This is a genomic window from Massilia phyllosphaerae (genome assembly GCF_034659755.1).
GTDB lineage: Bacteria > Pseudomonadota > Gammaproteobacteria > Burkholderiales > Burkholderiaceae_D > Telluria > Telluria phyllosphaerae.
The window spans coordinates 93318-119442 of sequence record NZ_JAXSQX010000007.1; the positions used below are offsets into that span (position 1 = coordinate 93318).

Genomic DNA, 26125 nt, shown 5'->3' on the forward strand with positions numbered 1-26125 from the left:
GGTTTCTGACCCCATCTGTATCCCATGCCACGTCCCCTCCACGCCATCATTCATCTCGACGCCATGCAGCGCAACCTGGACCGCGCGCGTACCTGTGCGCCCAGCGCCCGCATCTGGGCGGTGGTCAAGGCCAATGCCTACGGGCACGGCCTGGAGCGCGGCATGCGCGGTTTCGCCCAGGCCGACGGCCTGGCCCTGATCGAGACCGAGAACGCGCTGCGCCTGCGCGAGCTGGGCTGGGTCAAGCCGATCCTGCTGCTGGAAGGGATCTTCGATGCGGCCGATATCCCGTTGCTGGCCGAGCACAACATCAACAGCACGGTGCACTGCATCGAGCAGGTCAAGATGCTGGAATACACCAGCCTGTACCGCCCGATCGACGTGCACCTGAAAATGAATACCGGCATGAACCGCCTCGGCTTCCGGCCCGACGAGTTCCGTGCCGCCTACGCCCGCCTGCGCGCGATCCGCGACATCCGTAGCATCACCCTGATGACCCATTTCGCCAATTCCGACGAGCTCGAGCATCCGCGCCTGTCGATCGCCGAGCAGGTGCGCCGTTTCCATCAAGGCGCCGACGGCCTGGCGGGCGAGCGCAGCCTGTCGAATTCCGGCGGCGTGCTGCACCAGGCGGCGCTGCTCGGCGCCGGCGGCGAACTGCACAGCGACTGGGTGCGCCCCGGCATCATGCTGTACGGCGGCACCCCGGGCGGGCGCCCGGCCAAGGAATTCGGCCTGCTGCCGACCATGACCCTGAAATCCGAGATCATCGGCATCCAGCAGCTCGACACCGGCGACAGCGTCGGCTACGGCAGCCGCTTCCAGGCGCCCGGTCCGATGACGGTGGGGGTGGTCGCCTGCGGCTACGCGGACGGTTATCCGCGCCACGCCGAACACGGCACCCCGGTGCTGGTCGACGGCGTGCAAACTTCGCTGGTCGGCCGCGTGTCGATGGACATGATGACCGTCGACCTGACGCCGATCCGCAATGCCCGGGTCGGCAGCAAGGTCACGCTGTGGGGCGATGGCTTGGCCGTAGACGAAGTGGCGCAGGCCGCCGGCACGATCGGCTACGAATTGATGTGCGCCCTGGCGCCGCGCGTGCGCGTGGCCGAAGGCCGCGTGGGTACTGACTGAGTACCGCTCACTAATATATATACACACGAACACGAGAGAATGGCAAAACCACGTACCAGTTTCGTCTGCAGCGAATGCGGCGCCGTCGCCACCCGCTGGAGCGGCCAGTGCCCGGAATGCAAGGCCTGGAACACGATGACCGAACAGGTCGAGACCGCCGGCCTGAACCGCATGTCGCAGACGCCGGGCATGCACAAGAGCCTGGCCCAGACCGCGCCGGTGCTGTCGCTCGCGGACATCGAGGCGATCGATGTGCCGCGCTTCGGCACCGGCATCGAGGAATTCGACCGCGTGCTGGGCGGCGGCCTGGTTGCCGGCGGCGTCGTGCTGATCGGCGGCGACCCCGGCATCGGCAAGTCGACGCTGCTGCTGCAGGCGCTGGCCAACCTGGCCGCGACCCGCAATACCCTGTACGTCTCGGGCGAGGAATCCGGCGCCCAGATCGCGCTGCGCGCGCGCCGCCTGCAGGTCGAAGCCAAGGACCTGAAGCTCCAGGCCGAGATCCAGCTGGAGAAGATCCTCGGTACCCTGGCCGACCTGAAACCCGAAGTGGCGGTGATCGACTCGATCCAGACCCTGTATTCGGATGCGCTGACCTCGGCGCCCGGCTCGGTCTCGCAGGTGCGCGAATGCGCGGCCCAGCTCACGCGGGTGGCCAAGCAGACCGGCGTCACCATCATCCTGGTCGGACACGTCACCAAGGAAGGTGCGCTGGCCGGTCCGCGCGTGCTCGAGCACATCGTCGACACCGTGCTGTACTTCGAGGGCGACACCCAGTCCAGCTTCCGCCTGGTGCGCGCGATCAAGAACCGTTTCGGCGCCGTCAACGAGCTGGGCGTGTTCGCGATGACCGAAAAGGGGCTGAAAGGCGTGTCGAATCCGTCGGCGCTGTTCCTGTCCCAGCACGACAGCCAGGTGCCGGGTTCCTGCGTGATGGTGACCCAGGAAGGCACGCGCCCGCTGCTGGTCGAGGTGCAGGCGCTGGTCGACGCCAGCCACCTGCCGAATGCGCGCCGGCTGTCGGTCGGCCTGGAGCAGAACCGCCTGGCGATGCTGCTGGCGGTGCTGCACCGCCACGCCGGCATCGCCGCCTTCGACCAGGACGTGTTCATCAATGCGGTCGGCGGGGTAAAGATCACGGAGCCGGCGGCCGACCTTGCGGTCTTGCTGGCGATTAACTCATCGATGCGCAACAAGCCGCTGCCGCGCGGGCTGGTGGTGTTCGGCGAAGTCGGCCTGGCCGGCGAGATCCGCCCGGCGCCGCGCGGCCAGGAGCGCCTGCGCGAAGCGGCCAAGCTGGGCTTTTCGGTGGCGGTGATCCCGAAATCGAATGCGCCCAAGCAGCCGATCGAGGGCATGACCATCGTCGCGGTCGAGCGTATCGACGAAGCATTCAGCAAACTGCGGGAACTGGACTAAGCGTCCGACAAAGCCGCCATGGCGGCGTTGCAGCGTCCCGCCGTACTGGCGTACTGTCTTCGACGCTGCGTCTTGCCCTGCCGGCTTCGTCGGACGCTCCAACGGCAAGTCAGGCTGCATTGTAAAGACATGCTTTATGGCATTTAATCTATAATGCCAGCCCTGTATGTCAGCATAGCAAGGTAATTTCGTGACGGATCAAAGACAGTCGGCGCGCAAGATCTTCAAGGTCAAGGCGCTGGTGGTGATGGATGGGCAGCCGCCGCTGCTCGGGCGCACGACCGACCTCGGTGCCCAGGGCATCAGCGTGACGGTGGGGCGGCCGATGCAGGCCGGCCAGCTCGGCCAGCTCGGCTTCGACCTCATGGTCGAGGGCAGGACGGTACCGCTCCGGGTCCGCACCAAGGTCATGTACAGCATCCTCAGCGGCGACGAGTACAAGGTCGGCTTCCAGTTCCTGCACCTCGACCTGAACACGATGACCGAACTGGCGCGCTTTTTGAAGTAGCCGGGGCGCGGTCATAAGGAACACGCAGACGAAAAGCGGCGAGCGCCCTCGGGCCTCGCCGCTTTTTTTCGCTCCATGCAAAGTCAAACCTTACTCGTGATAACGGTCATGCAGTTTTGCTGAACTCCCGCGTGCCTCTACGATCGCTTCGAAGAGGACGAGGGCTGCGATGCCTCCCAACACCCCAGTGACAATCAAGCTTCCAATCATGGACTTCAAACGCCGTTAAGCGATGCCTCCTTTGTGACGGTTGACACCCTCAAGGTAGCAGACCACGCCGTATTTACAAGGCGCTTTTTCCCTGGCTTTTTTGCTCTCATGTTTGCCTCCTGGCCGAGGCTGCCACAGAGGGAAGCAGGGCGTTTATGGCAGGAATATGACACTTCGCAAGATCTTATGTGACATTCCATTTCACCCTCTCGGGGTATGCGGGAAGGGTGTCATGAAGTCACTTCCAGCATGTCATAAAGGCGTCATATTCGCCCACTATACTGCGCAGCATCAACCGTGTCACCCACTAAAACTAAGGACCTGATATGCGCATGAAGCAACTGCTGGCAACCATCATCATCGGCACCTCGGCCACCTTCGCGAGCACCGCGACCCTGGCCGCCGACATTACCGGTGCCGGCGCCACCTTCCCGTACCCGATCTACGCCAAGTGGGCCGAGATGTACAAGAAGGCGAGCGGCAACGGCCTGAACTACCAGTCGGTCGGTTCGGGTGCGGGCATCAAGCAGATCAAGGCCAAGACCGTCGACTTCGGCGCGTCTGACATGCCGCTGGCGGCCGATGAGCTGAACCAGTCCGGCCTGTTCCAGTTCCCGGCCATCATGGGTGGCGTGGTGACCGTCGTCAACCTGGACGGCATCGCCCCGGGCCAGCTGAAGCTGACCGGTCCGGTCGTCGCCGACATCTACCTCGGCAAGATCACCAAGTGGAATGACCAGGCGATCGCCGCCCTGAACCCGGGCGTCAAGCTGCCGGCCGAAGACATCACCGTCGTGCACCGCGCCGACAGCTCGGGCACCTCCTTCCTGTTCACCGACTACCTGTCGAAGACCAATCCCGACTTCAAGACCAAGATCGGCGCCGGTACCGCCGTGAAATGGGCGACCGGCGTGGGCGGCAAGGGCAACGACGGCGTCGCCGCCAACGTCCAGCGCATCAAGGGTTCGATCGGCTACGTCGAGTGGGCCTACGCCAAGAAGAACAAGATGTCGCACACCCAGCTGAAGAACCGCGACGGCGTCTTCCTGCAGCCGGACGACGACGCCTTCAAAGCCGCCGCCGCCAATGCCGAGTGGACCAAGTCGCCAGGCATGGCCGTGGTGCTGACCGACCAGGCCGGCAAGGCCGCCTGGCCGATCACCGGCGTGTCCTACATCCTGGTGCACAAGCAGCAGCTTGACGCGGCCAAGGGCAAGGAAGTCCTGAAGTTCTTCGACTACGCCTTCAAGAACGGCGACGCCGCCGCGACCGAGCTGGATTACGTGCCGATGCCTGACGCCGTCGTCAAGCTGGTGCAGGATGCCTGGAAGGCGAACATGAAGGATGCTTCGGGTAAGGCGGTTTGGTAATAAACGTACAGCAACACAACGTCGTCCCTGCGCAGGCAGGGACCCAAGTCTTACGCGCTGCCGTACTGCGTGCAAATTGGGTCCCTGCCTGCGCAGGGAGTCGTCGTAGGCAATGCCTGTGACGACAAGGTTCAGGCGCTGACACAGAGTCAAACGCTAACGCTAAGTATCAATTGAACAAACAAATGAATTCTCAATCCGCGATCACCGCCGACCCGGCCGCCCAGGCCGCGTTGCAGGAAGAAGCCCGCCACGCCGCGCTGCGCAACACCATGCGCGTGCAGCGCATCCAGGATTTCATCTTCCACAAGGTCACGCTGCTGTTCGCGGCTTTCGTGTTGCTGGTGCTGATCGGCATCATCGTCTCGCTGGCGATCGGCGCCGCACCGGCCTTCCGTGAATTCGGCGCCGGCTTCATCACCACCAACGAGTGGGACCCGATCAACGACAAGTTCGGCGCCCTGATCGCCATCACCGGTACCCTGGTGACCTCGCTGATCGCGCTGGCCGTCGCCTTCCCGATCAGCTTCGGCATCGCGCTGTTCCTGACTGAAATTTGCCCGAGCTGGCTGCGCCGCCCGCTCGGCACCGCGGTCGAGCTGCTGGCCGGCATCCCGTCGATCATCTACGGCATGTGGGGCCTGTTCGTGTTCGCGCCGATCTTCGGCGACCACGTGCAGCCGCTGCTGAAAAAGACGCTGGGCGTGCTGCCCGTCATCGGCCCGCTGTTCCAGGGTCCGACCATGGGCCTCGGCATCCTGACCGCCGGCCTGATCCTGGCCGTGATGATCATTCCCTTCATCTCCTCGGTGATGCGCGACGTGTTCGAGATCGTGCCTGCCGTGCTGAAGGAATCCGCATACGGCCTCGGCTGCACCAAGTGGGAAGTCGTGCGCAAGGTCGTGCTGCCTTACACCCGCACCGGCGTGGTCGGCGGCGTCATGCTGGGCCTGGGCCGCGCGCTGGGCGAGACCATGGCCGTCACCTTCGTGATCGGCAATGCCAATGAACTGTCGTGGTCGCTGTTCGCCGCGGGCAACTCGATTTCCTCGACCCTGGCCAACGAATTCGCCGAAGCCAGCTCGCCGCTGCACGTCTCGTCGCTGATGGCGCTGGGCCTGATCCTGTTCGCGATCACCTTCATCGTGCTGTCGGCCGCCAAGCTGATGCTGCTGGGTATGTCCCGCAAGGAAGGCGCAAAATAATGCAAACCTCATTGTCCAACTCGTTGTCGAAATCCACTAACCCGGTCTACCGCCGCCGCCTGCTCGGCCACCGCGTCGGCATCGCGCTGTCGGTGCTGGCCATGGCCATCGGCCTCGGCTTCCTCGCCTGGATCCTGTTCACCCTGCTGGTGCACGGCTTCGGCGCGCTGTCGCACACGCTGTTCACGCTGGACACGCCGGCGCCGGGCAGCGAAGGCGGCATCCGCAACGCCATCTTCGGCAGCCTGATCATGGTGGGACTCTCGACCCTGGTGTCGACCCCGGTCGGCATCCTGGCCGGCATCTACCTGGCCGAGTATGGCCAGAACAGCAAGTTCGCCGCCGTCACCCGCTTCGTCACCGACATCATGCTGTCGGCGCCGTCGATCGTGATCGGCCTGTTCGTGTACGCGCTGTACGTGGCCAACGTCCAGCACTTCTCGGGCTATGCCGGCACCATCGCGCTGTCCCTGATCGCGATTCCGGTGGTCGTGCGCACCACCGACAACATGCTGCACCTGGTGCCGAACAGCCTGCTCGAAGCCGCCTTCGCCCTCGGCGCGCCGCGCTGGAAGGTGGCTCTGATGGTGCGCCTGCGCGCCGTGAAAGCCGGCGTCGTGACCGGCGTGCTGCTGGCGGTGGCCCGCATCGCCGGCGAAACCGCGCCGCTGCTGTTCACCGCCCTCAACAACCAGTTCTTCACGGCCGACCTGAACCAGCCGATGGCCAACCTGCCGGTGGTGATCTACCGCTTCGCCATGAGCCCGTACGACGACTGGCAGTCGATCGCCTGGGGTGCGGCGCTGCTGGTAACGCTCAGCGTGCTGCTCCTGAATATCCTGTCGCGGACCGCGTTCCGCCAAAAGACTCCGCAATAATGACCACCATGATGATGACCCAGCCCATGTCGACCACGACGCAGAACGCCGGTGCCGCCAAGCAGCCGAAGACCAAGACCATCGAGATCTCGGGCCTGGACTTTTACTATGGCAAGACCAAGAGCCTGAAGAACGTCAGCCTCGACATCCACGACAAGCAGGTGACGGCCTTCATCGGCCCGTCCGGCTGCGGCAAGTCGACCCTGCTGCGTACGCTGAACCGCATGTACGACCTGTATCCGGGCCAGCGCGCGGAAGGCTCGATCATGTACCGCGGCCGCAACATCCTGGAGCCGGGCGTGGACGTGAACATGCTGCGCGCCAAGGTCGGCATGGTGTTCCAGAAGCCGACGCCGTTCCCGATGTCGGTGTACGACAACATCGCCTTCGGCGTGCGCCTGTACGAGAACCTGTCGAAGGGCGAGATGGACGAGCGTGTCGAGTGGGCGCTGAAGAAGGCCGCGCTGTGGGGCGAGGTCAAGGATAAGCTGAACAAGAGCGGCCTGTCGCTGTCGGGCGGCCAGCAGCAGCGCCTGTGCATCGCGCGCGGCGTCGCCGTCAAGCCGGACGTGCTGCTGCTGGATGAGCCGACGTCGGCGCTGGACCCGATCTCGACCGCCAAGATCGAGGAACTGATCAGCGAGCTGAAGGGCGACTACACGATCGCCATCGTGACCCACAACATGCAGCAGGCGGCGCGCTGCTCGGACTACACCGCCTACATGTACCTGGGCGAACTGGTCGAGTTCGGCGAGACGGACCAGCTGTTCATGAACCCGGCCCGCAAAGAAACCCAAGACTACATCACCGGCCGTTTTGGGTGAGGGACTTTGCAACCTACTGCGCGGCCACAGGGCCGGCCTGCGATGCTCGCCGTACCGGATGTACGGCTGCGCTTCTCGGCCACCCGTGCAGCCTGCTCGCTACGGTTGCAAAGCCCCTCGAAGAGCTAACACAGAGCGGTTAAAAATAAAAAACAAGGCTCTGGTGCGGTAAGATAACTATAGAGAACAGGAATTATCAAAATGGTAGGCGATCACTCTTCCAAGCAGTACGACCACGAACTCGAAGGCATCCGCTCCAAGGTACTGCTGATGGGCGGGATGGTGGAAACCCAGTTCGACGAAGCCCTGAACTGCTTCCGCGTCGACAACCATGAGCTGGCCGACAAGGTGATTGCCGACGACCATGCGGTGAACCAGCTCGAAGTCCAGTTGGACGACGCCTGCAGCCACCTGATCGTGCGCCGCCAGCCGACCGCCAACGACCTGCGCACCGTGATGGCGACCATCAAGGTGATCACCGACCTGGAGCGCGTCGGCGACGAGGCGACCAAGATCGCGCGCACCGCGAAAAGCCTGCACGAGCGCGGCATGGTGAACTTCAACCACTACGACGTGGTGCGCACCATTTCGCGTGCCACCGCCGACATGCTGCACGACGCGCTGGATGCGTTCGCGCGCCTGGACGGCAAGGCGGCGCTGCAGATCATCGCCCAGGACGACGAGATCGACTTCGAATTCCGCACCATCCTGCGCAACATGATCACCTTCATGATGGAAGACCCGCGCACGATCTCGTCGGCGCTGGACACGCTGTGGGTGGCCAAGGCCATCGAGCGCATCGGCGACCACGCCAAGAACATCGCCGAATACGTGATCTACGTGGTCGAGGGGCGCGATATCCGGCATAGCAAAGTCACCCCGGTGGCAGAACGCGGAGAAGGTTGACCGATGGCGTCCAACACGAGTGTCCTGATCGTCGAGGATGAGCCGGCCATCGTCGAGCTGGTGAGCTATTCGCTGCGCGAGACCGGCTGGGAAGTGCGCACCGCATCGAGCGTGGCGGCGGCCTGGGAGTCGATCGTGCAGGGCCGGCCCGACCTGCTGCTGCTCGACTGGATGCTGCCCGACCAGAGCGGCTTGCGCCTGCTGGCGCGCCTGCGCGCCGACCGCGACTTCCAGGACATCCCGGTGATCATGCTGACCGCGAAGAGCATGGAAGAGGACAAGATCGCGGGCCTGAACAACGGCGCCGACGACTACGTCACCAAGCCGTTCTCGCCGCGCGAACTGCTGGCGCGCTCGAAGGCGCTGCTGCGCCGCAAGAGCCCGCACCTGGCCGAGGCGCCACTGTCGGCCGGGCCGGTCACGCTCGACCCGGGCAGCTGCACCGTCAGCCTGGACGGGCGCCAGCTCGAAATGGGCAATGCCGAGTACCGCCTGCTGAAATTCCTGATGGCCCACCGCGAGCGCGTGTTCTCGCGCAGCCAGCTGCTGGATAAAGTCTGGGGCGATGCCTCGGCGGTCGAGGAACGCACCGTCGACGTCCACGTCCTGCGCCTGCGCAAGGGCTTGAAGGAGGCGGAAAAGCTGATCAAGACCGTGCGCAGCGTCGGCTACATGCTGACCGAGAAAGAGCTCTGATTTGAACCCGAAACTGCTGTTCTGGGTGCCGGCCGCGCTGCGCCTGGCCCTGCTGCTGGCCGGCGCCGGCGTGGTCTGGTGGATGGCCGGTCCGGTGGCCGGGCTGGCGCTGGCGCTGGCCACCACCATCGTGCTGCTGGTCGTGCAGCTGTCCTACCTGTTCAGGCTGGGCGAATGGCTGGACCACCCGCACAGCAGCCGCCTGCCGGACGGCTGGGGCGCCTGGACCGAGGTGTTCGCGCGTTTGTACAGGCTGCGGCGCGACGACGAACGCAACCAGGACCAGCTGACCGAATGGCTGGCGCGCTTCCGCCAGGCGATGCAGTTGCTGCCCGAAGGCGTGGCCATCATGGACGACGTGCTGCTGCTGGAGTGGTGCAACCCGGCCACCGAGCGCCATCTTGGCCTGACCCTGGAAAAGGACAAGGGCCGCCGCGTGACCAACCTGGTGCGCCATCCGGAATTCATCGACTACATCATCCTGGGCCGCTACGAACAGCCGCTGACGCTGTCGCTGCGCGGCCGCAAGCTGGTGGTGCAGATCATCCCGTTCGAAAACCGGAGGCAGATCCTGGTGACCCACGACGCCACCGAGTCCGATCGCATCGAAGCGATGCGGCGCGACTTCATCGCCAACGCTTCGCACGAGCTGCGCACGCCACTGACCGTGATCGTCGGCTTCCTGGAAATCGCCATGGCCGATCCGGGCCTGGACGAGCGCACCCGCACCGCCCACCTGACCCTGATGACGGAACAGGCCGAGCGCATGCAGCGCCTGATCGAGGACATGCTGACGCTGTCGCGCCTGGAATCCGACGAGTATCCGCTCAAGCGCGAGCGGGTCGACGTGGCCTGGCTGGTCGAGGGCATCGCCAACGATGCGCGCGCGCTGTCCGGCGGGCGCCACCTGGTCGAGGTGAACGTGGACGGGCCCGACATCATGGGCAGCCCCGACGAGTTGCGCAGCGCCTTCGGCAACCTGGCCAGCAATGCGGTGCGCTACACGCCCGCCGGCGGGACCATCCGCCTGACCTGGCAGCGCGGCCCGAACGACCTGCGCTTCGAGGTGTGCGACACCGGCATCGGCATCGACGAGCAGCACATCTCGCGCCTGACCGAGCGCTTCTACCGGGTCGACAAGAGCCGCTCGCGCGAGACCCAGGGGACGGGGCTGGGGCTGGCGATCGTCAAGCACGTGCTGCTCAGGCATGGCGGCAAGCTGTCGATCCGGTCGACGCCGGGGAAGGGGAGTGTGTTCACGGTGTCTTTGCCGAATACGACCTTGCCGGGTTGAGTTGTAAGGCTGTACATGCAACTTGGGCTCCTGCCTGCGCAGGGGCGACGTTCCTAGAGTGCAGGCCGAAAGTGGCGGTAGCGCTTGCTGTTTGCCCTAAAACCGTCGCCCCTGCGCAGGCAGGGGCCCAAGTCCTGCTTGCATAACGTTAGCCTAAGCCAGAACGGGTACAATCAGTTTTTTACCCGCTTCTCATTCCCGCATGACCTTCACCCGCCGCTCCACGCTCTCCGCCATGGCCGCCGCGATACTGCTGGCCGGCTGCGGCTCCACTCCTACCCAGCCCACAACCCCTGTCGTCGTCGCCCCTGCATCCCAGCCGGTGATGCGCCACGTAAAAATCGGCCTGGCCCTGGGCGGCGGCGCCGCGCGCGGCTTTGCCCACATCGGCGTGATCAAGGCCCTCGAAGCCCAAGGCATCGTCCCGGACATCGTGGTCGGCACCAGTGCCGGCTCGGTGGTCGGCGCGATGTATGCGGCCGGCTACAACGGCTTCCAGCTGCAGAAGATGGCGCTGGAGATGGACGAGGCCAGCATTTCCGACTGGGCGATCCCGTTCTTCAGCAAGGCCCCCGGCGTGCTGAAAGGCGAGGCGCTGCAGAGCTACGTCAACAAGACGGTCAGGAACCAGCCGATCGAAAAGCTGAAGATCCCGTTCGGCGCCGTCGCCACCGACCTCAAGACCGGCCAGCCGATCCTGTTCAGGCGCGGCAACACCGGCATGGCGGTGCGTGCGTCGTCGAGCGTGCCGAGCGTGTTCCAGCCGGTCAGCATCGGCGGCCGCACCTACGTCGACGGCGGCCTGGTGGCGCCGGTGCCGGTGCGCTTCGCCAAGGAGATGAGCGCCGAATTCATCATCGCCGTCAACATCTCGAGCGCCACCGAGGCCCAGGCCACGGCCAGCTCGGTCGACGTGCTGATGCAGACCTTCACCATCATGGGCCAGCGCATCAACCAGCTCGAGCTGAAGGATGCCGACATCGTCATCACGCCCTCGCTGGGCACCATGGGCAGCGCCGACTTCAATGGCCGCAACCTGGCGGTGCTGGCCGGCGAACAGGCAGCGGCCGCGGTCATGCCCCAGATCAAGGCGCGGCTCAAGGCCAAGCAGATGAGCCCCGCACGTTGATTCACCCCAAATTGTTCATTGATAGAGGAAGACCAAGATGCAAAGCAAACCCGTCCTGACCCTGGAAGACGTCAAGAAGATCGCCGCCGCCGCCGAGCAGGAAGCGCTCAGCAATGGCTGGAAGGTCGTGATCGCGATCTGCGACGACGGCGGCCATCCGTTGTTCCTGCAGCGCCTCGACGGTGCGGCGCCGATCTCGGCCCACATCGCGCCGGAAAAGGCCAAGACCGCGGCGCTGGGCCGCCGTGAATCGAAGATCTACGAAGACATGATCAACAACGGCCGCGTTTCCTTCCTGCGCGCGCCGGAACTGGGCGGCATGCTCGAAGGCGGCGTGCCGATCCTGGTCGATGGCCACACCGTCGGCGCGGTGGGCGTGTCGGGCGTGAAGTCGGCCGAGGATGCGCAGATCGCCAAGGCCGGCGTCGCCGCACTCGGGCTATAAGCACGCCACTACCTCGATTTCCGAGAGGCATTAAGAGGAAGGGTGGGTCGCACCCGATTGCCGGGTGGGTGGATTTGCGTTATAATTCGGAAGTTTATCCACACATTATTCGCCGTAGCGACGACCCACCCATTCCTTCTTCAAACGTCCTGTAACACGGTGCAATTCCAGTGGTTTCAGGCCAGTCTGACGTGGCGCAGCTACGGCAACTTTAACGGGAGTTGCCCTTGCCGCCATTTTTTTCAGGCCCAGCCGTTCCGGCCATCCTGGCCCTTGCCGACGGTACCATCTTCAAAGGTTATTCGATCGGCGCCGCCGGCCATACCATCGGTGAAGTGGTCTTCAATACTGCCATCACCGGTTACCAGGAAATCCTGACCGACCCCAGCTACTCGCGCCAGATCGTCACGCTGACCTATCCGCACATCGGCAACCAGGGCGTGAACCCGGCCGACGTCGAAGCGTCCAAGGTGCACGCCGCCGGCCTGATCATCCGCGACCTGCCGCTGCTGGCATCGAACTTCCGCTCGAACCAATCGCTGTCGGACTACCTGAAGGCCGAAGGCACGGTTGCCATCGCCGGCATCGACACGCGCAAGCTGACCCGCATCCTGCGCGAGAAGGGCGCCCAGAACGGCGCCATCCTGACCGGCACGCAGGGTAACGAACCATCGGAAGCACAGGCGCTCGACCTGGCACGCTCGTTCCCGGGCCTGAACGGCATGGACCTGGCCAAGGTCGTGTCTGTGAAGGAACCGTACTCCTTCAACGAAACCGAGTGGAAGCTGGGCGAAGGCTTCGGCAAGCAGGACAATCCGCAATTCCACGTGGTCGCCTTCGACTACGGCGTCAAGCGCAACATCCTGCGCATGCTGGCCGAGCGCGGCTGCAAGGTGACGGTGCTGCCGGCCCAGGCCACCGCCAAGGATGCGCTGGCGCTGAACCCGGACGGTATCTTCCTGGCCAACGGCCCCGGCGATCCGGCAGCCTGCGACTACGCGATCGAAGCCACCCGCGACGTCATAGAGACCGGCATCCCGACCTTCGGCATCTGCCTCGGCCACCAGATCATGGCGCTGGCCTCGGGTGCGAAGACCGTCAAGATGAAGTTCGGCCACCACGGCGCCAACCACCCGGTGCAGGACCTGGACAGCAAGAAGGTCCTGATCACGTCGCAGAACCACGGTTTCGCGGTCGACCCGGAAACCCTGCCGGCCAACTGCCGCGTGACCCACGTGTCCTTGTTCGACGGCTCGCTGCAAGGCTTCGAGCGTACCGACAAGCCGGCGTTCTGCTTCCAGGGCCACCCGGAAGCCTCGCCGGGACCGACCGACGTCGCCTACCTGTTCGACCGTTTCATCAGTAACATGACTGCCGCCCGCGGAGAAAAATAAATGCCAAAACGTAGTGATATCAAAAGCATCCTGATCATCGGCGCGGGTCCGATCGTGATCGGCCAGGCAGTGGAATTCGATTATTCGGGCGCCCAGGCCTGCAAGGCCCTGCGCGAAGAGGGTTACAAGGTCATCCTGGTCAATTCGAACCCGGCGACCATCATGACCGACCCGGAAACGGCCGACGTCACCTATATCGAGCCGATTACCTGGAAGGTGGTCGAGCGCATCATCGCCAAGGAGCGTCCGGACGCGATCCTGCCGACCATGGGCGGCCAGACCGCGCTGAACTGCGCGCTCGACCTGCACCGCCACGGCGTGCTGGACAAGTACAAGGTCGAACTGATCGGCGCTTCGCCGGAAGCCATCGACAAGGCCGAGGACCGCTCGAAGTTCAAGGACGCGATGACCAAGATCGGCCTCGGCTCGGCACGTTCGGGCGTGGCGCACACCATGGACGAATCGCGTGCGGTGCAGCGCGAGCTGGGCTTCCCGGTCATCATCCGTCCGTCGTTCACGATGGGTGGTTCGGGCGGCGGCATCGCCTACAACGAAGAGGAATTCGAAGCGATCTGCAAGCGCGGCCTGGAAGCCTCGCCGACCTCGGAACTGCTGATCGAGGAATCGCTGCTGGGCTGGAAAGAGTACGAGATGGAAGTGGTGCGCGACAAGGCGGACAACTGCATCATCATCTGCTCGATCGAAAACCTGGACCCGATGGGCGTGCACACCGGCGACTCGATCACGGTCGCGCCGGCGCAGACGCTGACCGACAAGGAATACCAGATCATGCGCAACGCCTCGATCGCGGTGCTGCGCGAGATCGGCGTCGACACCGGCGGCTCGAACGTGCAGTTCGCGATCAATCCGCAGGACGGCCGCATGATCGTTATCGAAATGAACCCGCGCGTCTCGCGTTCGTCGGCGCTGGCCTCGAAAGCCACCGGCTTCCCGATCGCCAAGGTCGCGGCCAAGCTCGCGGTCGGCTTCACGCTGGACGAGCTGCGCAACGAGATCACCGGTGGCGCGACCCCGGCCTCGTTCGAGCCGTCGATCGACTACGTCGTTGTCAAGATCCCGCGCTTCGCCTTCGAAAAATTCCCGGCCGCCGACAAGCACCTGACCACCCAGATGAAGTCCGTCGGTGAAGTCATGGCGATGGGCCGCACCTTCCAGGAATCCTTCCAGAAGGCGCTGCGCGGCCTCGAAGTCGGCGTCGACGGCCTGAATGAAAAGACGCGCGACCGCGAAGTTATCGAAGAAGAGCTGGGCGAGCCGGGTCCGGAACGCATCTGGTACGTGGGCGACGCCTTCGCCCAGGGCTTCACGCTGGAAGAAGTGCACGGCCTGACCAAGATCGATCCGTGGTTCCTCATCCAGATCAAGGAAATCGTCGACATCGAGCTGTGGCTGGATCACCAGACGCTGGACAACCTGGACAAGCCGACGCTGTACAAGCTGAAGCAGAAGGGATTCTCGGACCGCCGCCTGGCCTTCCTGATGCACACCACGCAGGCCGCGGTGCGCGAGCGCCGCCACGCGCTGGGCATCCGTCCGGTGTACAAGCGCGTCGACACCTGCGCCGCCGAATTTTCGACCAGCACCGCCTACATGTACTCGACCTACGACGAGGAATGCGAAGCGGCGCCGACCGACAAGAAGAAGATCATGGTGCTGGGCGGCGGTCCGAACCGCATCGGCCAGGGCATCGAGTTCGACTACTGCTGCGTGCACGCGGCCCTCGCCATGCGCGACGACGGCTACGAGACCATCATGGTCAACTGCAATCCGGAGACCGTGTCGACCGACTACGATACCTCGGACCGCCTGTACTTCGAATCGCTGACGCTGGAAGACGTGCTGGAAATCGTCGACCTCGAAAAGCCGGTCGGCGTGATCGTGCAGTACGGCGGCCAGACCCCGCTGAAACTCGCGCTGGACCTCGAAGCCAACGGCGTGCCGATCGTCGGCACCTCGCCGGACATGATCGACGCCGCCGAAGACCGCGAGCGTTTCCAGAAGCTGCTGCAGGACCTGGGCCTGCGCCAGCCGCCGAACCGCACCGCGCGCACCGAGCCCGAGGCGCTGGCGCTGGCCACCGAGATCGGCTACCCGCTGGTGGTGCGTCCTTCGTACGTGCTGGGCGGCCGCGCAATGGAGATCGTGCACGAGCAGCGCGACCTCGAGCGCTACATGCGCGAAGCGGTGAAAGTGTCGAACGATTCGCCGGTGCTGCTCGACCGCTTCCTGAACGACGCGATCGAAGTGGACGTGGATTGCATCTCGGACGGCGAGACCACCTTCATCGGCGGCGTGATGGAACACATCGAACAGGCCGGCGTGCACTCGGGCGACTCGGCCTGCTCGCTGCCGCCATACTCGCTGTCGCAAGCGACCATCGATGAACTGAAGCGCCAGACCTCGCTGATGGCGAAGGGCCTGAACGTGGTCGGCCTGATGAACGTGCAGTTCGCGATCCAGCAGCAGGAAGTGCAAGGCCAGATGCAGGACACCGTGTATGTGCTGGAAGTGAATCCGCGTGCCTCGCGTACCGTGCCGTTCGTGTCGAAAGCCACCGGCCTGCAGCTGGCCAAGATCGCGGCGCGCTGCATGGTCGGCCAGACCCTGGCCCAGCAGGGCATCACGAAGGAAGTCGTGCCGCCGTTCTACAGCGTCAAGGAAGCCGTGTTCCCGTTCGTGAAATTCCCGGGCGTGGACACCATCCTCGGACCGGAGATGAAGTCGACCGGCGAAGTCATGGGCGTGGGCACCACCTTCGGCGAAGCTTTTGTGAAGTCGCAGCTGGCGGCCAGCATCAACCTGCCGTCCTCGGGCCGCGTGTTCCTGTCGGTGAAGGCGTCCGACAAGCCGCGCACCATCAAGCTGGCGCGCGATCTGGTCGAACTGGGCTTCTCGCTGGCGGCAACCAAGGGCACCGCCGCGGTGATCGCCGCCGCCGGCATCCCGGTCACGCCGGTCAACAAGGTGGTCGAGGGCCGTCCGCACATCGTCGACATGATCAAGAACCACGAGATCGCGATGGTGGTCAACACGGTCGAGGAAAAGCGCAATGCGATCGTCGACTCGCGCACGATCCGCACCTCGGCGCTGCAGGCGCGCGTGGTCACCTACACCACGATCGCCGGCGCCGAAGCGGCGGTGCAGGGCATGCGCCATCTGGACGAGTTGAACGTCTATGATTTACAAGGCTTGCATAAGGCACTAAACTAAGGGCAGACGCAGCACCTTAGCAATACCAGTAAAACCGTAACACCCTAAACCACAGCCCCCGCACGGCGCGCCGCGCGGGGGCTGTGGTTTTCACTTTTTCTAGAGATACCATGAACACTCCATTGACCAAATTTGGCGCCGAACTCCTGAAGGAAGAACTGCACCAGCTCAAGACCAAGGAGCGCCGCAACGTGATCGACGCGATCGCCGAAGCGCGTTCGCATGGTGACCTGTCCGAAAACGCCGAGTACGATGCCGCCAAGGAGCGCCAGGCCTTCGTCGAAGGCCGTATCGCGGAGCTGGAACAGAAGCTGTCGACCTGCCAGGTCATCGATCCGGCCTCGCTGGATGCCGAAGGCCGCGTGGTGTTCGCTTCCACCGTCGACCTCGAAGACCTGGAAAGCGGCCAGAAGGTCACTTACCAGATCGTCGGCACCGACGAAGCCGACATCAAGATGAACAAGGTCTCGGTGACCTCGCCGATCGCGCGCGCCCTGATCGGCAAGTATGCCGGCGACGTGGTCGAAGTGCAGGCTCCGTCGGGTCCGCGCGAGTACGAGATCCTCGAAGTCCGCTACGTCTGAGCCGATGAGCCCGGGCAGGAAGGTGCGCGATTGGCTCCCCGGCTTGCGCCTGCTGCTGGCGGCCTTGTGGGCCGGCAGCATCTGGGGCATCAGCTACCTGGCGGCGCCGAGCGCTTTTGCCGTGCTCGACAGCACCCAGGCCGGCAGCGTGGTCGCTACCATGCTGACGCGCGAAGCCTGGCTGGCGATTGTCCTTGCCGTGCTGCTATGGCTGCTGGTGGCCAGGTCAAGCGACCTCGATGCGAAGCGCAGGCGCTGGCTGAACTGGACCGTGTTCGGCATGCTGGCCTGCAGCCTGGTCGTGTACCTCGGCCTGCAGCCGGTCATGGCGGCGATCCGCGAGTCGGCCGGGCCGGCCGGGGTAAGGGCGTCGCCGCAGTGGGGGACTTTCATGGCCTTGCACGGGGTGTCGCAGCTGTTGTACCTGGTCGAAAGCGTGCTGGGTGCCGTGCTGGTGATCAAGGCGCGTTGATACGCCGCCGTCAGCAGACATAAAAAAACCGGGGCGCTGGCCCCGGTTGTTGTTTAATGGTGCACCAAGTTCAGTGCACCACTGGCGCGCTTCACTTCAGAGCGCCTTTCTTGCTGCTGGTCTGACGCGCCTTGGCACGCTTGATGTTGCCGCCCTGGGTCACGCGTTCGTTACCTTTCAGCAGGACCTTGGTGACGCTCGGCTTCTTGGTGCCGCTCGGGCTCGGCTTGACAATGGTGACTTCGCGCATGCCCTTGCCGGCACGGGTCGAACGTTCCTTGACTTCTTCCGCTTTCGGGCGGTACAGCACCAGCAGCTTGCCGATGTGCTGCACGGGCGCGGCCTCGAGCTCTTCGCAGATCTGTTCGTAGATCGCGATGCGCGCTTCGCGGTCGTCGCCGAACACGCGGACCTTGATCAGGCCGTGCGCATCCAGGCTGGACGCGATTTCTTTCATGACGGATTCGGTGAGGCCGGCTTCGCCGATCATGACGACGGGGTTGAGCCCATGAGCTTCCGCGCGCAGTGCGGAACGTTCGGCCGGTGTAAGTTTGATCATAGTAATTCTTTTTGACGTACCAATTAAAAGTAGTATTTTACGCGAATGGCCAAGAACAAATTCAATAAAAACTGGATTCACGACCACATTAACGACCCGTATGTCAAATTGGCACAGAAAGAGGGTTATCGGGCGCGTGCGGCCTACAAGCTGAAAGAGATCGACGAAGCCGAAAAGCTGATCAAGCCGGGCCAGGTGATCGTCGACCTCGGCTGCACCCCGGGCAGCTGGGGCCAGTACACGCGGCGCAAGCTGGCCGGTGGCGAAGAGGGCAGCATCAAGGGTACGATGATCGGCCTCGACATCCTGCCGATGGAACCGATTGCTGACATGCATTTTATTCAAGGCGACTTCCGCGAAGAAAGCGTCCTCGACCAGCTCGGTGAGATCCTCGAGGGCCGCATGGCCGACCTGGTGTTGTCCGACATGGCGCCGAACCTGTCCGGCATCCCGACTGCCGATGCCGCGCGCATGGAGCATTTGATCGATCTCGCTATTGAGTTTTCGCAAATGCACCTCAAGCCGACCGGCGCATTGTTAGTGAAGTGCTTCAAGGATATGGGCTTTACGCAAAACCTGGAGCGCTTCCGCGAGGAGTTCAAAGTGGTCAAACAGATCAAACCGAAGGCCAGCCGGGACAAATCTTCGGAAATCTTTTTGCTGGGACGTGGTCTGAAGAATCCAGCACAGTAAAAAATGCGATGAAAACCTGAGGAAACACCGGTTTCCGCCCTTGATATTCCGTTGTGACACCACACATCAGCAAAGGGTGGTGGGCTACAGCGGCTTGCCAAGGGATGCCGGAGGTTTTTCGGCGTCATTCGTGCGCGAGAGAATCAAAACCCGTTATAGTGTCGTTTAGGCATCATAAGCGGGTGTGCGTGGCACGGCCCGCTTTTGCGGTAAAATCCGCCTTTGAGAATATGGGAAAAGATGCATCCGCATCAGAGGAGTCTTCGTGAATAATATGTTTTCCAAATCCGCCATCTGGGTGGTGGTCGCACTGCTGTTGTTCATGCTGTTCAAGCAGTTCGATAACCACAGCACCGCGGGCGGCAGCAAGACCATTGCTTATTCCGAGCTGCTCGATGACGTGAAGGCGAAAAAGATTAAGGACGTGGTGATCGAAGGGTCGAGCATCACGGCAACGCGCCAGGATGACAGCAAGGTGCGCACCACCGCGACCATGCTGGACCGCGGCCTGATCGGCGACCTGCGCGACAATGGTGTGCGCTTCGACGTTAAACCGCCCGAGGAACCGTCGTTCCTGCAGCAAGTGTTCATTTCCTGGTTCCCGATGCTGTTGCTGATCGGGGTCTGGGTATTCTTCATGCGCCAGATGCAAGGCGGCGGCAAGGGCGGGGCTTTCTCGTTCGGCAAGTCGAAAGCGCGCATGATGGATGAAACCAACAATACCGTGACTTTCTCGGACGTCGCCGGCTGCGACGAGGCGAAGGAAGAAGTCGGCGAGATCGTCGACTTCCTGAAGGACCCGACCAAGTTCCAGAAACTCGGCGGCCGCATTCCTCGCGGCGTGCTGATGGTTGGTCCTCCGGGTACCGGTAAGACCCTGCTGGCGCGCGCCATCGCCGGCGAAGCGAAAGTGCCGTTCTTCTCGATCTCGGGTTCCGACTTCGTCGAGATGTTCGTCGGCGTGGGTGCATCCCGTGTGCGCGACATGTTCGAGAACGCGAAAAAGCACTCGCCGTGCATCATCTTCATCGACGAGATCGACGCCGTCGGCCGCCATCGCGGCGCCGGCATGGGCGGCGGTAACGACGAGCGCGAACAGACGCTGAACCAGCTGCTGGTCGAGATGGACGGTTTCGAAGCGTCTTCGGGCGTGATCGTGATCGCCGCCACCAACCGCGCCGACGTGCTGGACAAGGCGCTGCTGCGTCCGGGCCGTTTCGACCGCCAGGTGATGGTAGGCCTGCCGGATATCCGTGGCCGCGAACAGATCCTGAACGTGCACATGCGTAAAGTGCCGATCGGCACCGACGTCAAGGCCGACATCCTGGCCCGCGGTACGCCGGGCTTCTCCGGCGCCGACCTGGCCAACCTGGTCAACGAAGCCGCCCTGTTCGCCGCGCGCCGCAGCAAGCGCCTGGTCGAGATGATCGACTTCGAAGACGCCAAGGACAAGATCTACATGGGTCCGGAGCGCAAGTCGATGGTGATGCGCGAGGAAGAGCGTCGCAACACGGCTTACCACGAGTCGGGCCACGCGGTCATTGCCAAGCTGTTGCCGAAGGCCGATCCGGTGCACAAGGTCACGATCATGCCGCGCGGCTATGCCCTCGGCCTGACCTGGCAGTTGCCGGAACATGACAGCCTGTCCGGTTACAAGGACAAGATGCTGGAAGAGATTTCGATCCTGTTCGGCGGCCGTATTGCCGAGGAAATCTTCGTCGGCCAGATGTCGACCGGCGCCTCGAACGACTTCGCCCGTGCCACCAAGCTGGCCCGTTCGATGGTGACCCGCTTCGGTATGTCGGAAAGCATGGGCGTGATGGTGTATGAAGACGATGCGAACGAAGGCTTCTTTGGTGGTTCGGTGAAAACCATCTCCGAAGCGACCCAGCAAAAGGTCGATGCCGAGATCCGCAACATCCTCGACACGCAGTACGCGCTGTCGCGCCGCCTGCTGGAAGAGAACCGCGACAAGGTCGAAATCATGACCAAGGCGCTGCTGGAATGGGAAACCATCGATGCCGAGCAGATCAACGACATCATGGCCGGCCGTCAGCCGACCCCGCCGAAATCGGTGCAGCTGACCAAGCGCAATCCACCGGGCGACACCGGTTCGGGCGGCGTCCCGACGAATGCCCCGGCACCCGCCTGATTGTTTGAATATGTAAAAAAGGCACCCCAGGCGGGTGCCTTTTTTTATTATTCCGTATTATTCGTTTTTGCTTTTCCATCAGCTTCCCTTATGTCACGTCAGTATCTGCAGTGCGGCCGTTTCGACTTCGACCTGGCCAAGCGTCCCTTGGTCATGGGCATTCTGAACATCACGCCCGATTCCTTTTCCGACGGCGGGCGCCACCATGCGCTCGAGTTCGCGGTCGAGGGCGCCGAGCAGATGGTCAAGGACGGCGTCGACATCATCGACATCGGCGGCGAATCGACCCGCCCGGGCTCGCCCAGCGTACCGGTCGAGGAAGAACTGCGCCGCGTGATGCCGGTAATCTATGCCTTGCGCGAACTAGGCGTGCCGCTGTCGATCGATACCTGCAAGCCCGAAGTAATGCGCGAAGCCATCCTCGCCGGTGCCGACATGATCAACGACATCAACGGCTTTCGAGCGCCCGGCGCCCTCGAAGCGGTGCGCCGCAGCGACGTCGGCCTGTGCGTGATGCACATGCAGGGCACGCCCCAGGACATGCAGGCGCAGCCCGTATATGACGACGTGGTGGCCGAGGTCATCGGCTTCCTGCGCGAGCGCGTCGATGCCCTGGTGGCCGGCGGTGTGGTGCGTGAGCGCGTCACGATTGATCCGGGATTTGGTTTTGGCAAGACTGTCGCGCATAATGTCGCTTTGCTTAGAGGAATTTCCGATATGCAACGCGAACTCGGCCTGCCGGTACTGGCCGGGCTGTCGCGCAAGTCGATGGTCGGCGCCCTGACCGGCAAGCCGCTCGAGCAGCGCCTGGCCGGCAGTGTCGGCGGCGCGCTGGCTGCGGTAGCGCAGGGTGCGCGCATCGTGCGGGTTCATGATGTGGCAGAGACGGTCGATGCATTGAAGGTATTTCAGGCTGGCATTAAGAACAATTGAAAAGAGAGAACGGAATGGCACGTAAATATTTTGGTACGGACGGCGTCCGCGGTCTGGTCGGCGAAGGCCCTATCACCCCGGAATTCGTGATGCGGCTCGGTTATGCCGCCGGCAAGGTGCTGGCCAAGGGCGGTAGCGGCCAGAGCGGGCGCTCGACAGTGCTGATCGGCAAGGATACGCGGATTTCCGGCTACATGCTGGAAGCCGCGCTGGAAGCCGGTTTTTCGGCTGCGGGCGTCGACGTCATGCTGGCCGGCCCGATGCCGACCCCGGCCATTGCCTACCTGACCCGCGCGCTGCGGCTGCAGGCCGGCGTCGTCATCTCGGCCTCGCACAACCCGTTCCAGGACAACGGCATCAAGTTCTTCTCGGGCCACGGCACCAAGCTGCCGGATGCGGTCGAACTCGACATCGAAGACGCGATCGACCAGCCGATGGGCTGCGTGCCGTCCGAGAAGCTGGGCCGCGCGAGCCGCCTGCTCGACGCCCAGGGCCGCTACATCGAATTCTGCAAGAGCACCTTCCCCAACGAACTCGACCTGCGCGGCCTGAAGATCGTGGTCGACTGCGCCCACGGCGCCGCCTACAACATCGCGCCGCACGTCTTCCACGAGCTCGGCGCTGAAGTCATCGAACTCGGCACCAAGCCGGACGGCTTCAACATCAACGCCGGCGTCGGCGCCACCGCGCCCAAGGCCATGGCCCAGGCAGTGGTCGAGCACAAGGCCGACCTCGGCATCGCCCTGGACGGCGATGCCGACCGCCTGATCATGTGCGACGCCAACGGCCGCCTGTACAACGGCGACGAGCTGCTGTACGTGATGGTGCGCGCACGCATGGCCACCGGCAAGGTCGAGGGCGCCGTCGGCACCCTGATGACCAACATGGCGCTCGAAGTCGCGTTCAAGGACATGGGCGTTGGTTTCGCGCGCGCCAAGGTCGGCGACCGCTACGTACTGGAAATGATGAAGGAGAAGGGCTGGCTGTTCGGCGGCGAAGGCTCCGGCCACCTGCTGGCGCTCGACCGCCACACCACCGGCGACGGCATCGTCTCGGCGCTGCAGGTGCTGGAAGCGCTGCGCCGCAGCAAGACCAGCCTGGCCGACTGCTGCAGCGACCTCAAGCTTTACCCGCAGACCCTGGTCAACGTGCGTGTGCAGCCCGGTTTCGAGTGGACCAAGAACAGCGCCGTCGTCGCCGAAAAGGAAGCCGTCGAACGCGAACTCGGCAACAGCGGCCGCGTCCTGATCCGCGCCTCCGGCACCGAACCGCTGGTGCGCGTGATGGTCGAGGCCAAGGAAGCCGAGTTGGCCGAGCGCATGGCGCGTCGCATCGCCTCGCTAGTCGAGGCCTGAGGCCCGGCTTTACCAGGTTGGCATCGGGCGCGTTGACGCTGGCGGTCCGGCGGGGTATCATCGCCCCAATCGGAGTGTAGCGCAGCCCGGTAGCGCACCTGGTTTGGGACCAGGGGGTCCAAGGTTCGAATCCTTGTACTCCGACCACCGTTCAAAGCGGGCTGTCGTCGACGGCCCGTTTTCGTTTTTCTTCACGTCCCGAAACGCCTCCCGGCGGCTTCAACGACCTGCCCATAGCTCAGTTGGATAGAGCATCAGCCTTCTAAGCTGAGGGTCGCTGGTTCGAACCCAGCTGGGCAGGCCATCCCGTGTTTTACGCAGGCAAGCGAACGACGCATGCGGATTCTTCGTGTTAGTGTCCATTTCGACAACAATATGCCCTTCGGGCCAGGATACGAGGAAAAATCATGCTGCACCATCGTTTGCTGGGACGTGCCGCCATGTCGGCGGCGCTCGTCTGTTCCCTTTCCATCTGCATAGGCGCGCATGCCCAGCAGGCGCCGGCGCCAGCCGCCACCGCCGCTACCCAGACGCTGACGCTGCCGGCCGGCAGCGCGGCCCCGGCCGTCGCCGAAGGCAGCGTCCAGTTCATCGGCACCGCGACCGTGCTGATCCGCTACCAGGGCTTCACCATCCTCACCGATCCCAACTTCCTGCACAAGGGCGACCATGTGCATCTCGGCTATGGCCTCACGTCCGAGCGCCTGACAAACCCGGCGATCGACCTCGACCAGCTGCCGCCGATCGACCTGGTGGTGCTGTCGCACATGCACGAAGACCACTTCGATAAACTGGTACAGGAAAAGCTGGCCAAGGATACGCCGATCGTCTCGACCCCGGAAGCGGCCGAAGCACTCAAGCAACTCGGCTTTACGCGCACCTTCGGCCTGTCGAAGTGGGGCAAGCTCGAGGTAGAAAAAGGCAATGCCCGGCTGCGCATCACCGCCGCGCCGGGACGCCACGGCAAGCTCGGCATGCAAGCCCTGCTGCCGACGGTGATGGGCTCGGTGCTGGACTTCGGGCCGGACACGGCCGCGCCCAGCTACCGCATGTATATCAGCGGCGACACGCTGGTGTACGACGACTTGCAGAACATCCCGCAACGCTTCCCTGGCATCGACCTGGCGCTGCTGCACCTGGGCGGCACCCGCATCCTGGGGGTGTTCAAGGTCACCATGGATGGCAAGGATGGCGTCCAGTTGATGCAGATCGTGCAGCCGCGCCACGCGATCCCGATCCACTACAACGACTACGACGTGTTCAAGTCGCCGCTGGCCGACTTCGCGCGCGAGGTCAAGGAAGCCGGACTCGAGCAGAAGGTGACCTACCTGGCGCATGGCCAGACCTACTTCTTCACACCCGCCCGGCGCTGATGCCCGGGCCGGGCCTTATTCGCGTTCCTCGGTATTCGGCGCCAGCGTCTGGTGCTCCTCGAAGGGCCAGCCGCTGTAAGGCTCGATGTGGCGCTGGAACTCGTGCGGCATCACGATCGGCACTTGCAGGCATACGCTCTGGGTCGGCAAGACTTCCATCCAGTCGCGCACCAGTTCCTTGTAGGCCAGGCCGACCGGACGGATCTTGCGGTCGAGGTCATACAAGCCGAGCGCGTTGACGTTGCCGTTGTTCTCGCGCAGCGCCGTGTCCCAGTCGACCTGGTCGGTCAGCGAATACCACGTGAAGCCGACCAGCGGCACGCCGTTGTTGCGCACCCGCAGCACATTGGCCCATTCCTTGCGCAGCCAGTTGACCGCCTCGTCTCCGCGCGGTCCCTGGCACATATTGGTCTCGGTGTGCATCACCGGCAGGCGGTAGCGGTTGTAGTACTGGTGGGTGATGACCGCGTAGCCGAAGATCTCGCCGGCGGAGCGCGTCAGGCCGTCCGGCGAGACGTAGTGTTCGTTGGTCTCGTAATAATCGTTGCCCATGATGCAGTGGTGCTTCAGATTATTTTGCAGGAAGAAATGGTACTCCTCGCGCGTCATGCCGTTGTCGAGCAGGTACTCGTACATCTCGGAATCGACGCGCCTGCCGTAATTCAGGTCGAGCGACAGGAAGCGCCGCGCATTGAATTTTTCGGCGGGACCGATGGCGGCGGGACGCTCGGCGTGGAAGTATTCGCTCGACTCGCTCTGCACGAACAGCGCGTCCGGACGGACTTTCAGGATCGCATGCATGGCCAGGACGTTGGCCTTGACGATGTGTTTGAGCGCGGTCACATAGCCCTGGTCGGTCGTGGTCTGCTCGTTCCACCAGCCGTACAATGCGGAGAACAGCGCGCAGATCGACATCTCGTTGATCGGCGTGTACAGCTGGATCCAGGGATAACGGCGCGCAAATGCACCGGCGTAATCTGCGAACAGGGCAGGGAAATCCGGATTCTGGAAATTGCCCACCCAATCGGGCACGCCGAAGTGGCACAAATCGACGATCGACGCGATATTCCGGTGGCGCAGGTCGTTGAAGGCAAGATCGGAGAATTCCCAGTCGTAGCGGCCCGGCGCGAGCCAGGTCCGGTGCAGCGGCGGACCGTAACGCAGCACCTTCAGTCCAAGTTCTTCCACCAGGTCGAAATCGGTTTTCCAGTAACGGTAATGGCCGCATTTTTCCAGCTCGTCCATACGCACGCGGCCGTGCTGGATAGTCGGATTACTGTTTTCGATACCGGTTGCAAATATGAAGCCTGGAGACATGCCCACCCCTTGCTGCTAATCGTGAAAACATTGTAGCCGCA

At 63.5% G+C, this 26125-nt stretch carries 23 protein-coding genes and 2 tRNA genes; 23 read left to right on the forward strand and 2 right to left on the reverse strand.

Annotated elements, in window-relative coordinates:
• The first annotated feature begins 24 nt into the window (after positions 1-24).
• The 16 genes from alr (at position 25) to U1H99_RS24000 (ending at position 17702) form a co-directional block, all read left to right on the forward strand.
• Positions 25-1137: an alanine racemase gene (gene alr / locus U1H99_RS23925; RefSeq protein WP_323144206.1), complete on the forward strand. Its 1113-nt coding sequence runs from the start codon at positions 25-27 to the stop codon at positions 1135-1137.
• 39 nt (positions 1138-1176) lie between these two features.
• The gene (gene radA / locus U1H99_RS23930; RefSeq protein ID WP_141828937.1) at positions 1177-2556 is read left to right on the forward strand and encodes a DNA repair protein RadA; all 1380 of its coding nucleotides are present in this window, start codon (positions 1177-1179) and stop codon (positions 2554-2556) included.
• A 190-nt stretch (positions 2557-2746) separates the two neighbouring features.
• Positions 2747-3064, forward strand: coding sequence for a PilZ domain-containing protein (locus U1H99_RS23935; RefSeq protein ID WP_323144207.1), 318 nt, complete (start codon positions 2747-2749; stop codon positions 3062-3064).
• Between the two features lie 536 nt (positions 3065-3600).
• On the forward strand, positions 3601-4644 hold the full coding sequence (pstS, locus tag U1H99_RS23940) for a phosphate ABC transporter substrate-binding protein PstS (protein WP_323144208.1): 1044 nt from the start codon (positions 3601-3603) through the stop codon (positions 4642-4644).
• Positions 4645-4916: 272 nt separating this feature from the next.
• Positions 4917-5849, forward strand: a complete 933-nt coding sequence (gene pstC / locus U1H99_RS23945) for a phosphate ABC transporter permease subunit PstC (protein ID WP_375341647.1) — start codon at positions 4917-4919, stop codon at positions 5847-5849.
• Positions 5849-6727, forward strand: coding sequence for a phosphate ABC transporter permease PstA (gene pstA, locus U1H99_RS23950; protein ID WP_323144210.1), 879 nt, complete (start codon positions 5849-5851; stop codon positions 6725-6727). Before pstC ends, pstA begins: the two co-directional genes overlap by 1 nt.
• Positions 6728-6741: 14 nt before the next feature.
• On the forward strand, positions 6742-7551 hold the full coding sequence (gene pstB, locus U1H99_RS23955) for a phosphate ABC transporter ATP-binding protein PstB (protein WP_375341648.1): 810 nt from the start codon (positions 6742-6744) through the stop codon (positions 7549-7551).
• 201 nt (positions 7552-7752) lie between these two features.
• Entirely contained in the window at positions 7753-8457 is a 705-nt protein-coding gene (gene phoU / locus U1H99_RS23960) for a phosphate signaling complex protein PhoU (RefSeq protein ID WP_323144211.1), read from the forward strand.
• 3 nt (positions 8458-8460) lie between these two features.
• Positions 8461-9153: a response regulator gene (locus U1H99_RS23965; RefSeq protein ID WP_323144212.1), complete on the forward strand. Its 693-nt coding sequence runs from the start codon at positions 8461-8463 to the stop codon at positions 9151-9153.
• A gap of 1 nt (position 9154) precedes the next feature.
• On the forward strand, positions 9155-10447 hold the full coding sequence (gene phoR / locus U1H99_RS23970) for a phosphate regulon sensor histidine kinase PhoR (protein WP_323144213.1): 1293 nt from the start codon (positions 9155-9157) through the stop codon (positions 10445-10447).
• 202 nt (positions 10448-10649) lie between these two features.
• On the forward strand, positions 10650-11576 hold the full coding sequence (locus U1H99_RS23975) for a patatin-like phospholipase family protein (RefSeq protein ID WP_323144214.1): 927 nt from the start codon (positions 10650-10652) through the stop codon (positions 11574-11576).
• Positions 11577-11613: 37 nt separating this feature from the next.
• Positions 11614-12021, forward strand: coding sequence for a GlcG/HbpS family heme-binding protein (locus U1H99_RS23980; protein WP_141828946.1), 408 nt, complete (start codon positions 11614-11616; stop codon positions 12019-12021).
• 227 nt (positions 12022-12248) lie between these two features.
• Positions 12249-13415: a glutamine-hydrolyzing carbamoyl-phosphate synthase small subunit gene (gene carA, locus U1H99_RS23985; protein ID WP_323144215.1), complete on the forward strand. Its 1167-nt coding sequence runs from the start codon at positions 12249-12251 to the stop codon at positions 13413-13415.
• Positions 13416-16646: a carbamoyl-phosphate synthase large subunit gene (gene carB / locus U1H99_RS23990; protein WP_323144216.1), complete on the forward strand. Its 3231-nt coding sequence runs from the start codon at positions 13416-13418 to the stop codon at positions 16644-16646. It abuts the gene before it with no gap.
• Positions 16647-16756: 110 nt separating this feature from the next.
• Positions 16757-17230, forward strand: a complete 474-nt coding sequence (gene greA, locus U1H99_RS23995) for a transcription elongation factor GreA (RefSeq protein WP_323144217.1) — start codon at positions 16757-16759, stop codon at positions 17228-17230.
• Positions 17231-17252: 22 nt separating this feature from the next.
• Positions 17253-17702: a DUF4149 domain-containing protein gene (locus U1H99_RS24000; RefSeq protein WP_323144218.1), complete on the forward strand. Its 450-nt coding sequence runs from the start codon at positions 17253-17255 to the stop codon at positions 17700-17702.
• Between the two features lie 91 nt (positions 17703-17793).
• Here the strand turns inward: U1H99_RS24000 and yhbY are convergent, their stop codons facing one another.
• Complete coding sequence (gene yhbY / locus U1H99_RS24005; protein WP_323144219.1) at positions 17794-18261, reverse strand: ribosome assembly RNA-binding protein YhbY; 468 nt, start codon at positions 18259-18261, stop codon at positions 17794-17796.
• A 45-nt stretch (positions 18262-18306) separates the two neighbouring features.
• Here yhbY and U1H99_RS24010 point away from each other — a divergent pair, with 45 nt between their 5' ends.
• The 7 genes from U1H99_RS24010 (at position 18307) to U1H99_RS24040 (ending at position 24767) form a co-directional block, all read left to right on the forward strand.
• On the forward strand, positions 18307-18954 hold the full coding sequence (locus U1H99_RS24010; RefSeq protein ID WP_141828952.1) for an RlmE family RNA methyltransferase: 648 nt from the start codon (positions 18307-18309) through the stop codon (positions 18952-18954).
• Positions 18955-19219: 265 nt separating this feature from the next.
• On the forward strand, positions 19220-21106 hold the full coding sequence (ftsH, locus tag U1H99_RS24015; RefSeq protein ID WP_141828953.1) for an ATP-dependent zinc metalloprotease FtsH: 1887 nt from the start codon (positions 19220-19222) through the stop codon (positions 21104-21106).
• A 90-nt stretch (positions 21107-21196) separates the two neighbouring features.
• Positions 21197-22039 carry a dihydropteroate synthase gene (gene folP / locus U1H99_RS24020; protein WP_323144220.1) on the forward strand — a complete coding sequence of 281 codons (843 nt, stop codon included), beginning with the start codon at positions 21197-21199 and terminating at the stop codon, positions 22037-22039.
• A 14-nt stretch (positions 22040-22053) separates the two neighbouring features.
• Positions 22054-23394, forward strand: a complete 1341-nt coding sequence (gene glmM, locus U1H99_RS24025) for a phosphoglucosamine mutase (RefSeq protein WP_323144221.1) — start codon at positions 22054-22056, stop codon at positions 23392-23394.
• Positions 23395-23464: 70 nt separating this feature from the next.
• Positions 23465-23541, forward strand: a tRNA-Pro gene (locus tag U1H99_RS24030).
• A gap of 80 nt (positions 23542-23621) precedes the next feature.
• A tRNA-Arg gene (locus U1H99_RS24035) sits at positions 23622-23698 on the forward strand.
• A 103-nt stretch (positions 23699-23801) separates the two neighbouring features.
• Entirely contained in the window at positions 23802-24767 is a 966-nt protein-coding gene (locus tag U1H99_RS24040; protein WP_323144222.1) for an MBL fold metallo-hydrolase, read from the forward strand.
• A 15-nt stretch (positions 24768-24782) separates the two neighbouring features.
• Here the strand turns inward: U1H99_RS24040 and U1H99_RS24045 are convergent, their stop codons facing one another.
• A complete protein-coding gene (locus U1H99_RS24045) occupies positions 24783-26084 on the reverse strand; it encodes a family 1 glycosylhydrolase (protein ID WP_323144223.1) in 1302 nt (433 codons plus the stop codon).
• Between the last annotated feature and the right edge of the window lie 41 nt (positions 26085-26125).